This is a genomic window from Rhodococcus sp. 06-156-4 (genome assembly GCF_002259345.1).
GTDB lineage: Bacteria > Actinomycetota > Actinomycetes > Mycobacteriales > Mycobacteriaceae > Rhodococcoides > Rhodococcoides fascians_E.
Window position 1 is genome coordinate 116,359 of sequence record NZ_NPGB01000003.1, and the last position, 20,818, is coordinate 137,176.

A 20,818-nucleotide genomic window follows, 5' to 3' on the forward strand; every position below is an offset into this window, starting at 1 on the left:
TCATCTCAGGAAGGCGGCGGCGACACCCGCGTCGACGGGCACGTGCAGTCCGGTCGTGTGCGAGAAGTCCGACGTGCACAGTGCGAACGCGGCATTGGCGATGTTCTCCGGCAACACCTCTCGCTTGAGCAGCGTGCGCTGCGCGTAGAACTTGCCGAGGTCGGCCTCGTCGACGCCGTAGACCGCAGCGCGGGACGCTCCCCAGCCGGCGGCGAATATGCCCGATCCCTGCACCACCCCGTCGGGGTTGATGCCGTTGACCTTGACACCGTGTTCGCCGAGTTCGGCGGCGAGCAACCGAACCTGATGTGCCTGATCGGCTTTCGTCGCCGAGTAGGCGATGTTGTTCGGTCCGGCGAACACCGAGTTCTTCGACGAGATGTACAGGATGTCGCCGCCCATCTTCTGGGCGATCAGCGCGGCCGCCGCAGCGCGCGAGACGAGGAACGATCCGCGAGCCATCACGTCGTGCTGCAGATCCCAGTCCGCGACGGTCGTCTCCAGCAGAGGCTTCGACAGCGAGAGGCCTGCGTTGTTGACCACCAGGTCGATACCGCCGAACGCGAGCACCGTCGCGTCGACGGCTGCCTGCACCGCAGCTTCGTCGGTGACGTCGGCCCGAACTCCGATCGCCACGTCCGTCGAGCCGATCTCGGCGGCGACGTCGGATGCTTTCTGCGCGTCGAGGTCGGCGATGACGACGCACGCGCCCTCCGCGGCCAATCGTGTGGCGATCGCCTTGCCGATGCCCGACGCCGCGCCGGTGACCAGGGCGATGCGCGTCGCGAGCGGCTTGGGTTTCGGCATCCGAGCGAGCTTGGCTTCTTCCAGCGCCCAGTACTCGATGTCGAACTTCTCCGACTCGTCGATGGGGCTGTAGGTGGACACCGATTCGGCGCCCCGCATCACGTTGATCGCGTTGACGTAGAACTCGCCTGCCACCCGGGCGGTCTGCTTGGTGGCGCCGTAACTGAACATGCCGACGCCGGGGATCAACACGATGGCCGGATCGGCGCCGCGCATCGCAGGTGAGTCCTCGGTCGCGAAGCGCTCGTAGTAGGCCTGGTAGTCCTTGCGGTACGCCTCGTGCAGTGTCTGCAGGCGTTCGACGGACTGCTCGATCGATGCGTCCGCAGGCAGGTCCAGAACGAGGGGCTTCACCTTGGTCCGCAGGAAGTGGTCGGGGCAGCTGGTGCCGAGCGCGGCCAGACGCGGATGCTCGGCGGCAGCCAGGTAGTCCAGGACCACGTCGGAGTCGGTGAAGTGCCCGACCTTGGGTTCGTCGGTGGATGCCATCCCTCGGATGTACGGGGCCAGGGCTGCTGCCTTGGCGCGTCGCTCGGCCTCCGGCAGGGCCGAGTAGCCGTCGAGCGCGGCGCCGAACGGTTCTGCTCGGCCGTGTTCGGCAAGGTAGGCCTGGGCAGCGCGGATGATCTCGAGCGAGTTCGCCTCCGACTCCTCGGACGTCTCACCCCATGCGGTGATGCCGTGTCCGCCGAGAATGCAGCCGATCGCCTGCGGATTCTCGGCTTTGATCGCGGAGATGTCGAGTCCGAGCTGGAATCCGGGCCGCCGCCACGGAACCCACACCACCGTGTCGCCGAATATCTTTCGGGTCAGTTCGGGACCGTCCGCGGCGGTCGCGATCGCGATGCCGGAGTCCGGATGCAGGTGGTCGACGTGTGCTGCGTCGACGAGTCCGTGCATCGCCGTGTCGATCGACGGCGCCGCTCCCCCGCGTCCGTGCAGGGTGTAGTCGAACGCCGCGACCATCTCGTCCTCGCGGTCCAGTCCCGGGTACACATCGACCAGTGCGCGCAGCCGATCGAGCCGCAGGACGGCCAGGCCGGACTCGGTCAGCGTTCCGAGATCGCCGCCGGATCCCTTCACCCACATGAGTTCGACATCGGCACCGGTCACCGGGTCGGTGTCGGTTCCCTTGGCGGAGGTGTTACCGCCGGCGTAGTTGGTGTTGCTCGGGTCGGACCCGAGACGGTTCGATCGTGCCAACAACGCTGCGACAGTCTCGTTCATCGTGTTCGCTTCCTGCTGTGTCGTCATTGCTCATGCACCCCAGGAGGTCTGGGTGCCGCCGACGCGGTCGGCTTCGATCTGCTGCTGATAACCCGATTCCGCGAAGGCTCGCATCGGGTCGGCCGGTAGACCGCGGCTCTCTCGCCACTCGGCGAGCCGCGGACGCACGTCGGTGTAGAAGGCATCCATGAAGATGCCGTTGGCGCCCAGTACGTCTCCGGCTTCCTGCGCCGTGGTGAGTGCCTCGGTGTCCACGAGAGCCGCACGCAACGTCATCTCCTGGACGTTGAGGACCGAGCGAATCTGCCCGGGTATCTTCGCCTCGACGTTGTGACACTGGTCCAGCATGAGCGCAAGGTCCGACTCGGGTGCGAGCCCTCCGCCGCGGATGACCTCGAACAGAATCCTGAACAGCTGGAACGGATCCGCCGCGCCGACGATCAGGTCGTCGTCGGCGTAGAAGCGTGAATTGAAGTCGAAGGAACCGAGTTTGCCGAGGCGCAGAAGCTGCGCGACGATGAACTCGATGTTCGTTCCCGGCGCGTGGTGCCCGGTGTCGAGGCACACTGCCGCGCGCTCACCGAGCGCGACGGTGTGCGCGTAGGACGTGCCCCAGTCCGGCACGTCCGTCACGTAGACGGCAGGCTCGAAGAACTTGTACTCGAGCACCAACCGCTGGCCCTCGCCGACGTGCTGGTAGATCGCGGCCAGCGATTCCGCGAGACGGTCCTGCCGACCGCGAATATCGCCCTGACCCGGGTAGTTGGTGCCGTCGGCCAGCCACACCTTCAGGTCCTGCGAGCCGATCTCGGTCATGACCTCGAGGCACCGCAGATGGTGGTCGATCGCCTTCTGCCGCACGCCCTTGTCGGTGTGCGTGAGACTGCCGAACTTGTAGTCGTCGTCCTGGAAGGTATTGGAGTTCACCGTTCCCAGACGAACACCGAGATCGGCGGCGTAGGACTTCAATGCCGTGAAGCTGTCGACGTTGTCCCACGGGATGTGAAGCGCGACAACGGGAGCCAATCCGGTGAGCCGATGCACGGTGGCTGCGTCGGCGATCTTCTCCTCGATCGTGCGGGGTGTGCCGGGGGTGCCGAACACCTTGAAGCGGGTTCCGGAGTTTCCGAACGCCCACGACGGGAGTTCGATGGCGAGGGCGTCGAGGATCGCGTCGGGACTGACGGTATGTGTGGTCACAGTGCAGGCTCTCGGGTCTGGGTGACTCCGTCTCGGGAGTCGGGAAGTTCAGGGGACACGACCGCACCGTATCGCTCGGTCTCGATCTCCGGCAGGGACTTTCCGCGCGTGTTCGGTGCGAAGATCGCACCGATCGCGAGGGCGACGGTGAGCAGGCCGATGAGCAGCAGGCCGACGGTGGTGAGTCCGGTGGCGGCGAGCAGGGTCGGGAAGAAGTAACTCAGCAGGCCGGTGGCGGTGCGGACGACGAAGAACATGAAGCCCTGGGCGCTGGCGCGGTACGGCGTCGCGAACAGCTCGCTCGCCCAGAGGCTGTAGAACGCCTGGGCACCGATTCCGCTGGAGATACCCCAGGTGATGGCGAAGATCAGCAGCGTCGGGAGTCCGTTGTCGGTGAAGAACACCAGGATTGCCCAGGCCGCGATGCCGAGCAGAGCCCCGATGGAGTAGAGCAGCTTCTGGGACACGCGATCGGCGAACTTCATGAAGCCGAAGTACGTGGCGAGCACGGTGCAGCCCCACACCAGAACCTGCAGGAGGTTCTGTTCGACGGCGCTCTCGACGCCTGCGCTCTCGTACACACGCGGCATGAAGATGCCTGCCTGTCCCGCGACGGTGTTCCAGAAGCCGTAGATCCCGATGAGGACCAGCAGCGCGGTGATGTTCACTTTCTTGGTGAACAGGCCCTTCAATCCGGCTGCGCCGAAGGTCTTCTCGCGTGCAGCCGCCCCTGCGGTGTCGCCCGTTTCGTTCTTCCAGATCACCGACTCGGGCAAGCCCTGGCGAATCCACCACACCACCGCGGCCACGACGAAGAGGTGCAGGAAGATGATGCGAGAGCCGAGTAGATCCAGGGGCGCGAGCAACGCAGCGAGTGCGAATCCGACGAACGGCCCGACCGACCACGCCAATTGCGCGGTTCCGACGTGTCGTGCCCGCTCACGCGACGGCGCCTGTTCGGCAATGTACGTCCACGATGCGGGTACACCTGCTCCGACGGCGATGCCGGTGATCACGAACGCGGTCAGCAACATGGCGAAGTTCATCGCGAACGCTGCGATCAGCACACCGACCATGTAGACCATCAGGTCGTAGGTGTAGATCGCCTTGCGGCCGAACCTGTCGCACAGCGGACCGCCGATGCCGGCGCCGATCGCCGCACCGAATGCATTGGCGCTGAACGCGGCCAGCAGCCCGACGGCGAGGTTGCTGATGCCGAACTCGTTCTGCCACAACGTCAACGACGTGGCGATGGCGATGATCGATCCGGCTTCGATGTAGTTGCTCATCGCGACCGATATGGTCGCTCGCCACCCGGTGGTGGACTTGGCGCCGATCTTCATGAGGGCTCCATGTAGTGAGGGGGGTCAGTGTGAGGGGGGTCGGTGTGAGGGTGATCAGGGGAGATGGAAGTAGTGGTGCAGAAACTCGAGAGGGGCGTCGGGGCGGGCCGCGGGTTCGAAGTACTGGGCCATGGTGGCCTGCCAGCGTGCGTCGACGTCGGTCGCGCTCATGGCCGTGGTCATCGCCGCGGGGTCGTCCGACTCGACGTAGCCGACGACGAGACCGTCCTCGGGTCGAAGGAACAGCGAGTAGTTCTTCCACCCCGTCTCGCGCAGAGCATCGAGCATCTCCGGCCAGACGGTCTCGTGCGCGGCCAGGTAGTCCTGCACCCGCTCGGGGCGCAGTTTCAACAGGAAGCACAGCTTCTTCGTGTCGGACAGAACTGATGCCATGGAGGACCTTCTCGACGATCAGAGTGTGGGGGCCACCATCGACTGTTGCAGATTCGACGGGATTGAAACGTTTCAATCGATGGCTTGGATCACATTAGGGCTCTCCAGTGCGCCGCGTCAACCCCTTGGTCTTCCGGAGCCGGGCTCGTCACTCGGACTCGCGCAGCACCTTGCTCAGACGCGCTGCCTGCACCGACAGGTGATGCCGCTCGGCGAGGTTCGATGCTGCCTGCGCTGCCTCGCCGTACAGCCGCGCGGCCGAGACCAGGTCCCCCGCCTTTTCGTGGAGGTACGCCGAAGCAGCGGCGAAGCGGGGCACGCTCGGATCCACTGCGCCGAGCGCCGCGAGACCCGAGGCCGCGCCGTCGGCCTCCCCCACGGCGATCGCCCGATTGAGCTGCACGACGGGGCTCGCGGTGATGGCGAGAAGTTCGTCGTACCAGCTCACGATCTGCACCCAGTCGGTCTCGTCGACGCTTCTGGCGTCGGCGTGCAGTGCGGCGATCGCCGCGTGCGCTTGGAACTCGCCCAGTCGGTCGCGCGCCAACGCGGCCTGCAGGATGTCGACGCCTTCGGCGATCAGCGTGGTGTCCCACTGCGATCGGTCCTGCTCGGCCAGGGGGACGACGCTGCCGTCGGGCCGTGTCCTGGCACTCCGGCGGGCATGATGCAGCAACATCAGCGCGAGTAGTCCCGACGTCTCCTCGTCGGAGGTCGACGTGGCCAACTGCCGGGTCAGTCGGATCGCCTCGGCCGCGAGGTCGACGTCGCCGGTGTACCCCTCGTTGAAGATCAGGTAGAGCACCCGGCGAACCGTCGACAGATCTCCGTTCTCCGTGAATCGCACGTGCCCGACGGTTTTCTTCGCGCGGCTGATGCGCTGACCCATCGTCTTCTCCGGGACGAGGTATGCGTCGGCGATCTGCTCGGTGGTCAGGCCACCGACCGCGCGCAACGTCAACGCGACCGCCGCCGACGGCGTCAACGACGGATGCGCGCACAGGAAGAGCAGCTGCAGGGTGTCGTCGACGTTCTCGGTGTCCCCCGGTGGCGGCTCGGCCCAGGTCCGCAGCTCCCGTGTTCGACGGGCCTCGTCGGCTCGATGCCCGTCGAGAAACTTCCGCCAGGCGACGGTGACGAGCCACCCCTTGGGGTCCGACGGCATCCTCGTCGGCCAGGACGTCGTGGCCTGGATCAACGCTTCCTGCACGGCGTCCTCGGCTGTCGCGAAATCGAGTCCGCGACGAGTGAGGACGCCGATCACAGCGGGCGTCAACTGCCGGACCAGGACGTCGTCCATCCCGGGCCGATCCGGAGACGTGCCGGACCCGAGGTGCATGTCAGTCTTCGATGGTGGTGGGCGTGCTCATCAGCGGGCGCACTTCGAGCCACTCGTGAATCGGCTCACCGCCTGCACCGGGTGCGGCGGACAGTTCGGCCGCGAGCTCCAGCGCGCGGTCGTAGGAGTCGACGTCGATGACCATCCATCCGGCGATGAGATCCTTCGACTCGGCGAACGGGCCGTCGGTGACCGGCGGCTTTCCCTGGCCGTCGTACCGGACCCACGCACCGGCCTGCTTCAGCGCCTGACTGTCGACGAACTCGCCGGTCTGCTGCAGCTTGGCAGCGAAGTCGTCCATGTACTTCAGGTGGGCCTCCACCTCGTCCTGTGTCCATTCGTTCATGGGGACGTCGTTGACTGCCTCGGGAGCGCCGCGGTAATGCTTGAGAAACAGGTACTTGGCCATGATGATCTCCTAGTCTCTGTGCAGCCTCTGTGGTTGCATCCAACCCTGGGACGGAACCGGGTGAGCGTTTTCGACATCGTCCCCGAAGATATTTCTCCGATTCGGCAAAAGAGTAGGTGTTACCTCTATTCACAGCTACTATGTGCTCCCATGAAGATGCGGTACGACGTCGCCGGTAGCGGGCCCACTCTCGTCCTCGTTCACGGAGTGGTTCACCGGAGGCAGGCGTGGGATCCGATCCTCGATCTACTCACGCCCTATCGCCGGGTGGTCACCGTCGACCTGCTCGGTCACGGCGAGTCCCCCGCACTCGAGGCGAACGTAAGCGATCCGCTCGGCTACGTCGTCGATGCCCTCGACGATCTGCTCGGAGACTTCGACACTCCGGACGCGAAGCCTCACATCGGTGGTAACTCGCTGGGGGGCTGGCTGGCGATCGCCATGGCGTGCCGCGGGCGGGTGGCGTCGGCGACCGCGCTGTCTCCCGCCGGGTTCTTCGTGAACGACCTCGATCGACGCCGGGCGATCGGCACGTTCCGCGTTCTGAGGACCCTGGCCCGCGGAATGGGCGAGCATGCGCCTCGCCTGCTCTCCTACAAAGCCGTGCGCTACCCGGCCATCTCCGCGTTCTTCGCCCACCCCAGCCGTGTGCCGTACGCCGACGCCGTGGTGGACACCGCGTCCCTGGTCTCCAACACCTTCGTCGACGAAGGATTGGACGCGGTGTTCGAACTTCCCGTCGCGGCCGAGCCGCAGGTTCCCATCACCATCGCCTGGGGCCGACGCGACCTCACCCTACCGATCTACGAGCGTGCAGTCGCGAAGCGGAACCTGCCGCACGCCACGTTCATCACCGTGCCGGGCGTCGGCCACGTCCCGATGAGTGACAATCCCGAGCTCATCGCGTCGATCCTGTTGGCGGGAAGCGAAACTCGCACGGTCTAGTCGAGAGCGCAGCGGGCGCCCTCCGGCGGCGATTTCAGGTCCACGAGGTACTCGGCCACGACCGTGTCGACGCAGTCGTTCGCTCCGGAGAACGCGACGGTGTGCTGGTCTCCGTCGACGGAGAGCAGTGACCCACCCAGCGTCTCGGCAAGGCTGACACCACCCGCGTAGGGCGTGGACGGGTCGCCGGTGATGGAGATGGTCAACGTGTCGGGGAGACCGTCGATGTCGGTTGCGTACGGGAATCCCAGAGTGGGTTCGACGGGCCAGGATTCACACGGGTCGCGTGCGCCTTCCGGCCCCAGACCTGAGTCGGTGAACGGCGCGATGCCCTGAATTCGCTCCTTGAGCTCGACCTCCTGTTCGGCAGTGTTGCGCTGCTCGTCGTTGCAGTTGATCGCGTACAGCGCCTCGGCGAAGTTCGGGTAGGCGCCGTCGACGTCACGCCCACCGAACACGTCACTGATCTTCAGCAACGTCTCCGCCTGCCCCACCTGTAGTTCCGCGATGCCCTTGGTGATGACCGGCCAGACGGTCGAGTCGTACAGCCCGGCGATCACGGCCCCGTAGGCGGCGTCGAAGTCCATCTTCCTGCCGTCCGGGGTCACGATCGGATCGTCGATCAGCGGGCGGACGATGTTCTGGAAATTCTCGACGGACCTCGTCGGATCCTGCCCGAGAGGGCAGTCGGGCTCGGTGGCGCAGTCCGCAGCCATGGCGTCGAATGCCTCCTGGAACGCCGTGAACTGATCGATCCGACGGTCCGCTGTGCTCTGCAGTGGATCGATGGCACCGTCGAGCACCATGGCTCGAACGTTCTGCGGGAACATCTCTCCGTAGACCGCGCCCAGGCGAGTGCCGTAACTCTGCCCGAGGTAACTGAGCTGGTCGTCGCCCAGCACTTCGCGCAGCACATCCATGTCCCGGGCTGCGTCACGAGTTCCGACGTTCGCCAGAACGTCCTCGCCGCCGGACCGCTCGGCACATTGCCGAACCAGCTCGCGTGCCCCGTCTTCCGAGAGCGACCTCGCTCCCGTCAGAACTGTCGTGTACGCCTCGCCTGCTTCGTTCTCGGCGTCGGTGAAGCAGTCGATGGCCGGCGTCGACGCCGCGACGCCGCGCGGATCGAATCCGACGATGTCGAACTTCTCGGTCAACGGACTGTCCGCCAGCGTTGTCGCCGCGGCTGCGGCCATGCTCATGCCAGGGCCTCCGGGGCCGCCCGAGTTGAGCAGCAACGACCCGATGGGCTCGCCTTTCGCGGGGACTTTCAGCAACGCGATCTGCGCCGTCCGTCCGTCGGGATCGTCGTAGTCGAGCGGGACGTCCACGCGCGCGCACCGAAACGTCGGATCGCTGACGAACGCTGCCTCGTCGGTCGACGTCGTGCCGTACCCCTCGCACGGCTCGAACGTCACCGCCTGATCGTAGAAGCGATCCAGATCTGCAGTCGTGTTCGGCTCCGGCTCGGCCTGGCTGCATGCCCCGAGGGCGAGAACTGTTGCGGCCAGGACGCTTACGCTCCGGCGCGGTCGGTGACGATAGTTCACGGGTGGCTCACTCCCTGCGTGATCGGAAAGGTGTCGTTCACGAGACGCTTCGTGGAGCGTCGGAAAGCCCAGACGGTGACCAGGATCGCGAGGGCGAACAGCGGGGTGCCCATGGAGATCTTCGCGAAGGCCAACCATCCGGTGGCGTCGGTGTCGTAGAGGTGATCCTGCACGATGTAGCGGGCACCGAACAGCAGCGCGAAGGCGCCGGTCGCGATGTCGTGCGCACGCAGAGTGGAGCGATCCGATCGCCACGGGTACTTGTTGCCGTGCAGCGCGTTCCACAGGAGTCCGGTCAGTGGTCGACGCGCGAGCAGGGATGCCACCATCAGCGCACCCATGACCAGGCTGGTCCAGATTCCGATCAGGAAGTATCCGCCGGCCGAGCCCGTCCACGCGGCAACGGCACCGGCCGTCACGACGCCGATCAGTCCACCGCTCGCCTGGACGATCGGTTCACCGCGCACCATTCTCAGCGCTGTCAGCACGACGGCGATGACGACGGCGATTCCGATGGCAATCGGAAGCGAGGCCACCGCGTTGGCGGTCACGAAGGCGACCACAGGGACCGCCGTGTAGATCATTCCGCTCACGCCGCCGAGGTTGTCCAGCAGGAGTTGGGTGGCGTCGGCTTTCTTCTCGTCTCGAATCGGTGTGGGGTCCGGAGTCGTCATCGTGTCCTCCTCGTGTCGAAGTCGTCGCTCTGTCGTCTGTTCCCAGAGTCGTCGACACGCACGCTCCACAACAGTGCAGACGGGAATCGAAACCGCGCTACTTCGTCACGGGTCGGGCATGACAGATGTCATGCAGGCGCCGGCTCAGACGGCTTCGACCTCGGGCCGGGCGGGTACCGACGCGACGCGCTCGGCCGTCAGGACGGTTCCCACCGTCGCGGCGATGACCAGTCCGATGGCAGTCAGCCGGATCGCCCCTGCGGCTTGGTGCAGCAGCAGCCATCCCGCCAGTGTCGCGAAGATCGGTTCCAGGGCCAGTAGGACGCCGAAGACGTTGCGCGGAACGATTCGCAGCGCAGCAAGTTCGAGGGTGTACGGAACGACCGACGACAACAGCGCCACCACCGTTGCGAGGGCCAGGGTTTCGGGGTCCGCGAAGGCGGTGAGCCCTTGCATCATCCCGACGGGAAGGACGCAGACCGCGGCGATCACCATTGCCGCAGCCAGGCCTCCTGTGCCGGGAACCGTTGCCGCTACCCGTGCATTGGTCAGGATGTAGAGGACCCAGAACGACGCGGCGAACAGCGCGAACATGATGCCGACAGGATCGAGACTTGTTGCGTGAACCGCGGATTCGACGCCCAACAGCACCATTCCGACCAGCGCGAGGCACGCCCACCCGACGTCGGCGCGCCGACGTGACAGGACGGCGGCCAGAACGAGTGGACCGAGAAACTCGATCGATACGGCCACGCCGAGGGGGATTCGATCGATCGCGGCATAGAAGCATCCGTTCATGGCGGCCAATGCGAATCCCAGCGCAGCCATGCTCTTCCACTGCTCCCTCGACCATCCGCGTACCCGTGGACGCACCAGCAGGAGCAGCAGAGCGGCTGCGATGGCCAACCGGGCTGCAGTGACGGCCCACGACCCGGCGACAGGAAATATCTGAACGGCAAGAGCCGCGCCGAACTGCAGGGACAGACACGACCCGACCATCATCGCTACTGCTGATCCCGTGCCGGGTGTCCGGGAGGTTGCCGTCATGACAGTGAATGCTTCTCGCGTAACTCACGTAAGTCCAGCGAATCATTTTGTAGAATAACGGTCATTATTGCTTACCTATGACGGGAACCCGATGCTCAACGTCCCTCGCCTGCGGATCCTCCTCGAATTGCAGCGGCGCGGCACGCTCGCCGAGGTAGCCCGTGTGATGTCCTACACGCCGTCGGCGGTGTCGCAGCAGCTGTCGCTGCTCGAGAAGGAGTCCGGCGTTCGGCTGCTGGAACCGGTGGGGCGAGGGGTGACACTGACCGACGCCGCCATCGGACTCGCCGCTCACGCCGAGATCGTCCTTCGCCAACTGGAGGAAGCCGAGGCGGATCTCGCGTCGGCTCAGTCCGCAGTTCAGGGAACACTGCGGGTCGCGTCGTTTCAGACGGTCGTGTTCGCGATCGTGCCTGCAGTGCTGGACCTGCTGGCTGCCGAGGAACCGTCGTTGACCGTCGAGTTCGACCAACTTCAGGTCGTCGCTGCCTACGACGGCCTGTTGTCGCACTCCTTCGACCTGATTCTCGGTGAGGAATACCCCGGTATGCCCGAGCCGGTCCGAGCCAACATCGACCGGGCGGATCTCGCCGTCGATCCACTTCTGCTCGCCGTCCCGTCCGAGGCCGCGTGGTTGCCGTCCGCGCGTACCGACCTGGCAGGCCTGTTCGACGTGCCCTGGGCGATGGACCCGCCGGACAGTGCGACAGGAACGTGGGCCCGGTCGGTGTGCCGTGCCGCAGGATTCGAGCCCCGAGTCCGCTTCGTCAGCCCGGACCCCCTGATGCACGCCCATCTGGTGCGCACCGGCCACGCCGCGGCGTTCATTCCCGCACTGATCGCCGCGAACCAGTCCGACGGACTCGATCTCCGCGCACTGCCGGGGCGTCCGGACCGCACCATCTACACCGCAGTTCGTGCCGGACGCGGCGGGCACCCCGCGATCCGGGCGTTCCGAGCAGCGCTCGCGTCGACGGCGGCAGCTCGAACCTCCGAGTGGAACACCGCCGACGGACTTCGCATACAGAATGGACTGGTGACACCCGAAACAAGCCCTGCCCCCTAGTCGAAGCCCGTCAATCCCGGAGGAGTGTGGACCATGGCACCGAGGACGCGCGAAGAGCTGGCGGACGACGCGGTTGCCCTGGCACGGCGTTGGGTGACTCTCTCCGCCGACCGTCCCGCCGACCGTGCCGCCGTGCGTCTCGCGGGCCTGCTGCGCGACGAGCGTGGTCTGGAGTTCGCCGTGGGGTTCATCGACGGCGTCGTACGGCCGGAGGACGTGCGGGTCGCCGCCAGGAACTGGGCGCATCTGACGGACGGTGATCTGCCGCAGTTCCTGGGCGTGCATCTGCGTGTCGCCCTTCGTCTCGGCAACGTGGCCGCGAGGGTCGCACCGGCATTGGTCGTGCCCATCGCGAAGAAGGCGTTGCGAGCGATGGTCGGCCACCTCGTGCTCGACGCCTCGCCGCGCGCACTCTCTCGCGGTCTCGCTCGCATCCGCCGGAACGGAATGCGTCCGGGCATCAATCTGCTCGGCGAGGCCGTGATGGGGTCGGCCGGGGCTCGGGCACGTCTCGACGGAACCACGGCGTTACTGGCGCGATCGGATGTCGACTACGTGTCCGTCAAGGTGTCGGCGGTCGTTGCGCCGCACTCGCCCTGGGCGTTCGAGGAGGCCGTCGCACACACCGTCGACGAGCTCGCACCGCTGTACTCGGCGGCCGCGCAGTCCGGCACACCCAAGTTCATCAACCTGGACATGGAGGAATACCACGATCTCGATCTGACGATCGCGGTGTTCACGACCCTGCTGGACCGACCTGAACTTCTGTCGCTCGAGGCGGGAATCGTGTTGCAGGCGTACCTTCCTGACTCGTTGTCCGCGATGATGCGGTTGCAGGACTGGGCCGCCCGGCGTACTGCACGCGGAGGTGCAGCGGTCAAAGTCCGCGTCGTCAAGGGCGCGAATCTTCCGCTCGAGCGAGTCGAATCCGCTCGGCACGGATGGCCCCTGGCCACGTGGTCGTCCAAACAGGACACCGACACCAACTACAAGCGCATCCTCGACCACGCGCTCGATCCCGATCGAATCCGCAACGTGCACATCGGCGTTGCCGGGCACAACCTCTTCGACCTCGCCTGGGCACGGTGTCTCGCCGAACAGCGCGGCATCGAGTCCGGATACGAATTCGAGATGCTGCTGGGCATGGCGTCGGCGACGGCGCAGGTGATCGCCGAGGACACCGGCGGGATGCTTCTCTACACCCCCGTTGTCGGCGCCGACGAGTTCGACGTCGCGATCGCCTACCTCGTCCGCCGACTGGAAGAAGGAGCAGCGCCGGAGAACTTCATGCCCTCGATGTTCGAACTGACCACCGAGAGCGGGCAACCGACCCCGCAGTTCACGATGCAGGAGAATCGATTCCGTGCTTCTCTGACCGCCCTGGACGACTCCGTCCCCGCGCCGCGACGGAGCCAGAACCGCACCACCGACAGCGCCGACTACACCGATGTCGCAGTACCTTTCGCCAACACCCCTGACACGGATCCCTCCTCGGCCGCCAACAGAGGGTGGGGCCGCGGCATTCTCGAGCGCGCCGAGGCGTCGGGCATCGGGGAAGACCTCGTCGTCGAGTACACCGTCGACGATCCCGTCCGCCTCGACGAGCTGATTCAGCAGACGTGCGACGCAGGGGTGGGCTGGGGTTCGCTCCCGTCGACCGAGCGAGCACGCATCCTGAGGTCCGCGGCGCGCGAGCTGTCTCGCGCACGTGCGGACCTGCTCGAAGTCATGGCCGCGGAGTGCGGCAAGACCCTGGAGGAGGGCGACCCCGAGGTCAGCGAGGCCAGCGACTTCGCCGGGTACTACGCCGAACTCGCCGAGGAGCTTGCGCACGTGGACGGCGCACTCCATCGGCCGAGGCGCCTGACCGTCGTCACACCACCGTGGAACTTCCCGGTGGCGATACCGGCGGGATCGACCCTGGCCGCGCTTGCCGCGGGTTCTGCCGTCGTGATCAAGCCTGCGCCGCAGGCGAAACGCTGCGGTTCGGTGATGGTCGACGCTCTGTGGCGGGCGGGCGTGCCGCGAGATGTGTTGCGCCTCGTCCACGTCGACGAGGCGTCCCTCGCCGGCGCCCTCGTCGCGGATCCGCGGGTCGATCAGGTGATCCTCACCGGTGGCTACGAGACGGCGGAGCTGTTCCACCGGCTACGCCCCGGCATTCGGCTGTTCGCGGAGACGAGCGGTAAGAACGCCATGGTCGTCACACCCTCTGCCGATCTCGACCTGGCGGTGAAGGACCTCGCGAAGTCTGCCTTCGGCCACGCGGGCCAGAAGTGCTCCGCAGCGTCCCTGGCGATTCTGGTCGGATCCGTCGGCACATCGGACCGTTTCCTGGGCCAGCTGGTCGACGCCGTCCGGTCCATGAAGGTCGCGTACCCGACGGACCCGGAATCGCGCATCGGTCCACTCGTCGAACCCGCGAGCGGCAAGGTTCTCCGGGGTCTCACCCACCTCGATCCCGGTGAGTCGTGGTTGCTCGAACCCCGCGCACTGGACGACGAGAGCCGGCTGTGGTCGCCGGGAATCCGCGTCGGCGTTTCTCCTGGTTCCGAGTTCCACCGAACCGAGTACTTCGGTCCGATCCTCGGCATCATCACCGTCGCTACCCTTGCCGAGGCGATCGAGGTACAGAACGACGTCGACTACGGGCTCACCGCTGGCCTTCACTCCCTCGACGACGCGGAACAGGCGCAGTGGATTCAAGGCGTCGCCGCAGGCAATCTCTACGTGGGCCGAGGAATCACCGGAGCCGTCGTGCGACGGCAGCCCTTCGGCGGGTGGAAGAAATCGACGGTCGGCACCGGGAGCAAGGCCGGCGGACCGAACTACCTCGTCGGCCTGTCCGACTGGTCGCCCCTCCCCTCGTCCGGCACGACCGTCGACTGTGTGGTCGACGCGTGGGCGGAGAGCTTTTTGCGCGAGACCGCAGCGGTCGGCGACGACCTCGACTTTCTACGGCGCTCTCTGGCAAGCGATCTCGTGGCATGGGACACGGAGTTCGGCGTCACCCGTGACGTATCGCATCTCGGGGTGGAGGCGAACGTGCTGCGCTACCTTCCTACCCCGGTGACCGTGCGAGCGGAGGCCGACGCTCGCCCCGTGGAGGTTCTGCGCGTCGTCGCCGCCGGGTTGCGAGCCCGTTCCCCTCTTCGCCTGTCCATGCACGCGTCCGTCGCTCTCGGGGAGGGCGTGCTCGGGTTCCTGACAACCAAGGGCCTGACGGTCGACACCGAAACAGACTGGGCGCGTCCGGTTTCGCGCGGCGGGACGGACAGAACCCGCGTCGTCGGGTCCGGAACCGACGTGCCCACCGGGCCGTCTGCCGCAGTGTGGTCGGGCGCCGTGACCGAAGCGGGTCGCGTCGAGATGCTGCCGTTCCTGCGTGAGCAGGCCCTCAGCATCACCCACCACCGGTTCGGTACCTACCGCGAGATGCCTCGGGTGGACGCTCTGCTGAACATCACGCCAGGCGGCGGCCGTTTCGATTCGCCGTGAACGGCTACTCACACCGCATGCGCCTGAACCTTCGTCGCGGGATGCCCGTCGTCGAACTCCCCATGTCCGTTCCGCCTGCCGCGGCATGGGAGGTTCTGGTGGACCTGACGGCGTGGCCGGTGTGGGGTCCGACGGTGGCCGGCGCCGAACTGGACCGCCCCGGTCCGCTTGCCCTGGGTTCCCGAGGCCGGGTGTTCACCCCGGTCGGGGTGCCTCTGCCGTTTCGCATCACCGAGTTCGAGGACGGTCGTCTCTGGGCGTGGCGGGTGGCGGGTGTTCCGGCGACTCGACACGAGGTGATCCCCGACGGCGAGGGCTGCGTGGTGAGCTTCGGCGTACCAATCTGGGCGCCCGCGTATCTGACGATCATGGCCGTTGCGCTCCCCCGGATCGAGCGATTGGCCGCGGAACGCGCGCACTGATCGCGGGAGGCTGTGTAGTCCGTCACGCCCGGTCCTAGGTTTGATCGAGTCCAGAAAGCCCACGCTGGATCGATAAGCTCGAGCTATCGAGATCTGAGCAATCATCGATTGGCCCGATCAATCCAAGATCATTAGGGTCGTCAACCGACACCAACGCACCCGAATACGAATGAGGCCGTACATGTCGCTCATCAACAAGAAGATCAAGCCGTTCACCGCTGAGGCCTTCAAAGACGGTGCCTTCGTTACCGTTTCCGACGAGGACATCAAGGACAAGTGGGCGGTCTTCTACTTCTACCCCGCCGACTTCACATTCGTCTGCCCCACCGAGCTCGGCGACCTCGCCGATCACTACGAAGAGCTGCAGCGTCTCGGCGTCGAGGTGTTCTCGGTCTCGACCGACACCCACTTCACCCACAAGGCGTGGCACGCGTCGTCCGACACGATCGGCAAGATCAAGTACACGATGATCGGTGACCCGACACTGAAGATCAGCACCGACTTCGAGGTTCTCCGCGAGAACCAGGGCCTCGCCGACCGCGGCACCTTCCTGGTCGACCCGGACGGCGTCGTGCAGTTCACCGAGGTGACCGCAGAAGGCATCGGCCGCAACGCATCCGAGCTTCTCCGCAAGGTCAAGGCCGCACAGTACGTGCGCAGCCACCCGGGTGAGGTCTGCCCGGCGAAGTGGGAAGAGGGCGAAGACACCCTCGCACCGTCGCTGGAGCTCGTCGGCAAGATCTGATTCGTTCGGATCGGTGCACCGGCGGCACAGGAGTGTAATGCCCTGTGCCGCCGGTGCATCCCCCACGTTCGGATCACTCGGCCCGAGCTGAGAATCCACGACCATCCCTTCCGATCTCAGGAGAAAACCTCATGCTCGACGCCGCACTTGCCAATCAACTGAAGTCCCTGCTCGAGAACGTGACGCAGCCGATCGAGCTCGTGTCCTCTCTTGGCGACGCACCCAAGTCCGTCGAGCTCGGCGAACTCCTCGACCAGATCGCCGGCCTGTCGGACTCGGTCACCCACTCCCGCACCGGTACCGACCCACGCAAGCCGTCGTTCGCCATCCGCCGGATCGGCACCGACATCGAGGTTCAGTTCGCCGGTATCCCGCTCGGACACGAGTTCACCTCGCTCGTGCTCGCGCTGTTGCAGGTCGGTGGCCACCCCTCCAAGGAAGATGCCGCGCTGCTCGCCCAGGTCCGCGACCTCGAAGGCGACTTCTACTTCGAAACCTACTTCTCCCTCTCCTGCCAGAACTGCCCGGACGTGGTGCAGGCGTTGAACGTGATGTCGGTGCTCAACGCCAACGTCAAGCACATCGCCATCGACGGTGCGCTGTTCCAGGACGAGGTCGACGACCGCGGCATCATGGCCGTTCCGTCGGTGTTCCTCAACGGTGAGCCCTTCGGGTCCGGCCGCATGACCCTCGAACAGATCGTCGGCAAGCTCGACACCGGTTCCGCGGAACGCACCGCGACGGCGATTTCCGAGAAGGACCCGTTCGACGTGCTCGTCGTCGGAGGCGGCCCTGCGGGTGCAACCGCAGCACTCTACGCTGCGCGCAAGGGAATTCGCACCGGCGTCGTCGCCGAGCGCTTCGGTGGTCAGACGCTGGACACCATGGGTATCGAGAACTTCGCGTCCGTTGCGTACACCGAAGGACCGAAGTTCGCCGCCGAGCTGGAGAACCACGTTCGCCAGTACGACGTCGACATCATGAACGTCCAGAACGCCACCAAGCTGACCCCCGCCGCCACCCCGCAGGGACTCGTCGAGGTCGAACTCGCCAGCGGCGCACGACTTCTCTCCCGTAGCGTGATCCTGTCCACCGGCGCACGGTGGCGCTCGATGAACGTTCCCGGCGAGAGCGAGTACCGCAACAAGGGCGTCACGTACTGCCCGCACTGCGACGGCCCGCTGTTCAAGGGCAAGCGCGTCGCCGTCATCGGTGGCGGCAACTCCGGTGTCGAAGCAGCCATCGACCTGGCCGGCATCGTCGCGCACGTGACCCTCGTGGAGTTCGACTCGCACCTGCGCGCCGACGACGTGCTGCAGCGCAAGCTCCGCAGCCTCCCCAACGTCGACATCCTGGTCAGCACCCTGAGCACCCAGGTCATCGGCGACGGTTCCAAGGTCACCGGGCTGGCGTACAACGACCGCACGAACGACACCGCGCACACCGTCGACCTCGACGGAGTGTTCGTTCAGATCGGCCTGCTACCCAACACCGAGTTCCTCTCCGGCACCGTCGATCTCACCCCGCGCGGGGAGATCATCGTCGACGATCACGCACGGACTTCGGTACCGGGCGTCTTCGCAGCAGGTGATTGCACCACCGCGCCGTTCAAGCAGATCATCGTCGCGGCAGGATCGGGCGCGACGGCAGCGCTCAGCGCGTTCGATCACTTGATCCGCACCAGCACCCCGGCCGAGGAAGCAGTCTCGGTCTGACGCTCCCGGGTACGCTCGGGCGATGCTGACCGCCGAACTCGCCCAGCGCGTGGTCGACCAAGTGCGTCCAGTCGTCGCACACAACGTCAACATCATGGATGCCCACGGCATCATCATCGCGTCCGTCGATCCAGCGCGCCTGGGCACGCTGCACGACGGCGCGGTGCGAGCACTCGAGCGCGGGGACGTCGTCCGGATCGACGCCGACGGTGCCGATCCGGACATGCGCGAGGGTGTGAACGTGCCGTTCTACCTGAGCGACGACGGGGCGGAACCCGGCGCAGTGAAGAACGAAGCGGTGAAGAACGAAGCAGCGGAAAGCGAGGCGGTGGGGGTCGTCGGAATCACCGGCGACCCCGCCGTCGTCGAGCCTCTCGCCCGCATCCTCGTGCTCACCGTGTCGCTTCTGCTGAAGCAGGAGCAGCACCTCGACGACGCGCGGTGGAGGGAATCGTCGCTGCGAGATCTACTGAACGCGATGATCGTCGATTCCCGAGTGTCCGAGGCCCGCGTCGTGGCCATGCTCCGCGACGTGGGCAGACCGATCCGGCCGCCGTGGTCGATCGTGACTGCCCGCAGTACGTCGACCGGCCCGGCTGCGCTCGGCCGGTTCCGCAACAGCGTGGTGGGCATCGGCAACGTCGTCGCATGGGAACGCGACACCACACTGTGGCTCCTCGTCGGTTCGTCCGACGCGAGCACCCGCGCCGTCGTCGTCGATCGACTGCGCGCCGCAGGCGCCTCCGTCGTCACCGGGCGTGTGGGAGCATCCACGCCCGAACTGGTCGTCGACGTGCAGCAGATGGACGTACTGGTCCGGCACCACCTGCCGGACGGCGTCGTCCACGAGCTCACCGCACTCGACATCGACATCCTCGTCGGCCGTCAGCCCGAGGCCATCGCGCTGGACTCCGCGAGGCGAATCGTCGGCCCACTGTCGGACGCGTTGCGCGAGACCGCGGCAGTACTGATCGAGAACAATCTGTCGATCGTGACGACGGCATCCGCTCTGCACACCCACCGGAACACCGTCGTGCAGCGGTTGAACCGCATCGAGCAACTGACGGGGCTGGACCTACGGGTCTTCGACGACGCCGTGGCCATGAAGCTGGCTCTCGCGTCGGCCCGACGGGTCGACGCGGACGACATCCGTCGATGACTGTGCGCCGTGCACCGATATCTGCCACAATTTCACTCGAACAATGTGCACGAAGCCCATACCTCGACCGGAGTCGGTGACCTAACCTACTGTCATGGAACAGCACAGAACCGACGCGCGGCGAACCACGATCGTCGTTGCCCCGGACTCGTTCAAGGGCTCCGGCACGGCCGCCGACGTGGCGTCGGCGATGGCCGACGGCTTCCGGGACGTGCTGGGACCGGATGCGCGGATCGTCGAATGCCCGATGGCCGACGGCGGGGAAGGGACGCTGGATGCGCTCGCAGCATCCCTCGACGCGCGGATCAGCGAGATCGACACCGTCGACGCGATCGGACGACCCCGATCCGCGCGGATCGCGGTGTCCGCCGACGGGAGGACCGGCGTCATCGAAGCTGCTGAAGCCAACGGTCTCCCCCATGTATCCGACGCCCCGCTGCAGCCTCTGCGAGCGGACAGTCACGGCGTGGGCGTACTCGCCCGGCAACTTCTCGACGACGGTGTCTCCGAGATCCTGCTGTGCATCGGCGGCAGCGCGAGCAACGACGGCGGTACCGGTTTCCTGTCCGCCCTCGGCGCACGGTTTCTCGACGGCGCGGGCAGCGTCGTCGAGCCGGGTGCCGCCGGTCTGGCCGATATCGACAGCATCGACGTCAGCGGCCTGCATCCGCGCGCGGGCGAGGTGACTGTTCGGATCGCCGTCGACGTCGACAATCCGTTGCTCGGGAACAGCGGTGCCGCAGCGGTGTTCGGGCCGCAGAAGGGCGCAACCCCGACGGACGTGGAGACCATCGACTCCGGTTTGGCGCATCTCGCCGACGTGCTGAAATCCGCCACCGGGACCGACGTCACCACGACCGAGGGTATGGGCGCGGCGGGCGGGTTGCCTGCGTCTCTCGCGGCCTACCTCGATGTGCAGCTGATGCCCGGATCGGACATGGTCATGAGTGCTATCGGGTTCGAGGAACTGTGCTCCGACGCATCCATGATCGTGACCGGCGAGGGATCCTTCGATTCGCAGTCGTTGCGAGGCAAGGTCGTTGCCGGTGTGCGACGGGCCGCGCCTCCCACCTGCCCCGTCGTCGTCATCGCCGGACGGGTCGTCCTGACGCCCGAGGAGATACGCGACGCGGGGATCGCCGCGGCCTTCTCCATCGCGGCGGGTCCGTCCACCCTCGCGGACATGTCTTCGCGGACAGGGGAACTGGCACACGACACGGCCGCGCACGTCGCAGGCCTGTACAAGACGCTCGCGCAGCACGCGGCGGTGTGAAGGAGA

At 66.3% G+C, this 20,818-nt stretch carries 17 protein-coding genes; 8 read left to right on the forward strand and 9 right to left on the reverse strand.

From position 1 onward, the window contains the following. The 6 genes from CH290_RS00775 to CH290_RS00800 form a co-directional block, all read right to left on the reverse strand. Positions 1 to 2,061, reverse strand: coding sequence for a bifunctional rhamnulose-1-phosphate aldolase/short-chain dehydrogenase (locus CH290_RS00775; protein ID WP_080748713.1), 2,061 nt, complete (start codon positions 2,059 to 2,061; stop codon positions 1 to 3). A gap of 3 nt (positions 2,062 to 2,064) precedes the next feature. Continuing rightward, positions 2,065 to 3,234 carry an L-rhamnose isomerase gene (gene rhaI, locus CH290_RS00780; RefSeq protein ID WP_019663734.1) on the reverse strand — a complete coding sequence of 390 codons (1,170 nt, stop codon included), beginning with the start codon at positions 3,232 to 3,234 and terminating at the stop codon, positions 2,065 to 2,067. Further along, a complete protein-coding gene (locus CH290_RS00785) occupies positions 3,231 to 4,577 on the reverse strand; it encodes an MFS transporter (protein WP_019663735.1) in 1,347 nt (448 codons plus the stop codon). Before CH290_RS00785 ends, rhaI begins: the two co-directional genes overlap by 4 nt. Before the next feature lie 54 nt (positions 4,578 to 4,631). After that, the gene (locus CH290_RS00790; protein ID WP_019663736.1) at positions 4,632 to 4,970 is read right to left on the reverse strand and encodes an L-rhamnose mutarotase; all 339 of its coding nucleotides are present in this window, start codon (positions 4,968 to 4,970) and stop codon (positions 4,632 to 4,634) included. 148 nt (positions 4,971 to 5,118) lie between these two features. After that, the gene (locus CH290_RS00795) at positions 5,119 to 6,270 is read right to left on the reverse strand and encodes an RNA polymerase sigma factor (RefSeq protein WP_212555937.1); all 1,152 of its coding nucleotides are present in this window, start codon (positions 6,268 to 6,270) and stop codon (positions 5,119 to 5,121) included. Positions 6,271 to 6,310: 40 nt separating this feature from the next. Next, positions 6,311 to 6,718, reverse strand: coding sequence for a YciI family protein (locus CH290_RS00800; protein WP_019663738.1), 408 nt, complete (start codon positions 6,716 to 6,718; stop codon positions 6,311 to 6,313). A gap of 150 nt (positions 6,719 to 6,868) precedes the next feature. On the opposite strand from CH290_RS00800, the gene CH290_RS00805 reads away from it, so the two are divergent. Further along, complete coding sequence (locus CH290_RS00805; RefSeq protein WP_019663739.1) at positions 6,869 to 7,663, forward strand: alpha/beta fold hydrolase; 795 nt, start codon at positions 6,869 to 6,871, stop codon at positions 7,661 to 7,663. Here CH290_RS00805 and CH290_RS00810 read toward each other — a convergent pair. The 3 genes from CH290_RS00810 to CH290_RS00820 all read right to left on the reverse strand — a co-directional run bounded on the left by CH290_RS00810 (position 7,660) and on the right by CH290_RS00820 (position 10,934). Further along, on the reverse strand, positions 7,660 to 9,213 hold the full coding sequence (locus tag CH290_RS00810) for an alpha/beta fold hydrolase (RefSeq protein WP_033189223.1): 1,554 nt from the start codon (positions 9,211 to 9,213) through the stop codon (positions 7,660 to 7,662). The genes CH290_RS00805 and CH290_RS00810 overlap by 4 nt on opposite strands. Next, positions 9,210 to 9,887, reverse strand: coding sequence for a DUF3159 domain-containing protein (locus CH290_RS00815; protein ID WP_230620974.1), 678 nt, complete (start codon positions 9,885 to 9,887; stop codon positions 9,210 to 9,212). The genes CH290_RS00810 and CH290_RS00815 overlap by 4 nt, the downstream gene beginning before the upstream one ends. 144 nt (positions 9,888 to 10,031) lie before the next feature. Next, positions 10,032 to 10,934 (reverse strand): EamA family transporter, encoded by a 903-nt coding sequence (locus CH290_RS00820; protein WP_230594266.1) that lies wholly within the window; start codon positions 10,932 to 10,934, stop codon positions 10,032 to 10,034. A gap of 91 nt (positions 10,935 to 11,025) precedes the next feature. On the opposite strand from CH290_RS00820, the gene CH290_RS00825 reads away from it, so the two are divergent. From CH290_RS00825 to CH290_RS00855, 7 genes are all read left to right on the forward strand, one after another. Next, positions 11,026 to 12,000 carry a LysR family transcriptional regulator gene (locus CH290_RS00825; RefSeq protein ID WP_020111905.1) on the forward strand — a complete coding sequence of 325 codons (975 nt, stop codon included), beginning with the start codon at positions 11,026 to 11,028 and terminating at the stop codon, positions 11,998 to 12,000. A 33-nt stretch (positions 12,001 to 12,033) separates the two neighbouring features. Further along, positions 12,034 to 15,498: a bifunctional proline dehydrogenase/L-glutamate gamma-semialdehyde dehydrogenase gene (locus tag CH290_RS00830; protein WP_052083149.1), complete on the forward strand. Its 3,465-nt coding sequence runs from the start codon at positions 12,034 to 12,036 to the stop codon at positions 15,496 to 15,498. A gap of 17 nt (positions 15,499 to 15,515) precedes the next feature. Next, entirely contained in the window at positions 15,516 to 15,920 is a 405-nt protein-coding gene (locus CH290_RS00835; protein WP_019663745.1) for an SRPBCC family protein, read from the forward strand. A 181-nt stretch (positions 15,921 to 16,101) separates the two neighbouring features. Further along, on the forward strand, positions 16,102 to 16,665 hold the full coding sequence (gene ahpC, locus CH290_RS00840; RefSeq protein ID WP_019663746.1) for an alkyl hydroperoxide reductase subunit C: 564 nt from the start codon (positions 16,102 to 16,104) through the stop codon (positions 16,663 to 16,665). A gap of 131 nt (positions 16,666 to 16,796) precedes the next feature. Then, positions 16,797 to 18,380: an alkyl hydroperoxide reductase subunit F gene (gene ahpF / locus CH290_RS00845; RefSeq protein ID WP_019663747.1), complete on the forward strand. Its 1,584-nt coding sequence runs from the start codon at positions 16,797 to 16,799 to the stop codon at positions 18,378 to 18,380. Positions 18,381 to 18,402: 22 nt separating this feature from the next. Further along, entirely contained in the window at positions 18,403 to 19,539 is a 1,137-nt protein-coding gene (locus tag CH290_RS00850; protein ID WP_019663748.1) for a CdaR family transcriptional regulator, read from the forward strand. Positions 19,540 to 19,633: 94 nt separating this feature from the next. Continuing rightward, on the forward strand, positions 19,634 to 20,812 hold the full coding sequence (locus tag CH290_RS00855) for a glycerate kinase (protein ID WP_033189221.1): 1,179 nt from the start codon (positions 19,634 to 19,636) through the stop codon (positions 20,810 to 20,812). The last annotated feature ends 6 nt before the right edge of the window (positions 20,813 to 20,818 follow it).